A 333-nucleotide genomic window follows, 5' to 3' on the forward strand; every position below is an offset into this window, starting at 1 on the left:
ATTGGTTGGTGTTTCTTCTGTGATGATGGTGTAATGATTTTCCATAGCGCAATAGATAAGATGAAAATCCGCACTTTCGATAAATTTTTGTTTTTGAATTTCATATTCTCCACTTTCAAGCCTATTTATTTGTGATTGGGAAATTATGAAATTATTATCAATAAGCCTATGAATCTTATCGGTTGCAACTTCGCCAAAATTGATAGATTTTATAGTTTTAATTTGTGGAAATTCGTTAAATACCAAACCACCTGAAACTTTCTCACACTCATCTTTAACTTGTTTTAACATTAGAAATTCTTTATTTGTAAAGCCTTTGTATATAAAATCTTT

General features: G+C 28.8%; 1 protein-coding gene. It reads right to left on the reverse strand.

Annotated elements, in window-relative coordinates:
• Positions 1-291 (reverse strand): DUF4411 family protein (locus ACWIX0_RS14325; RefSeq protein ID WP_454174634.1); only part of this gene is annotated, 291 nt, incomplete at its 3' end.
• Between the last annotated feature and the right edge of the window lie 42 nt (positions 292-333).

This window comes from Helicobacter sp. T3_23-1059 (assembly GCF_053654515.1).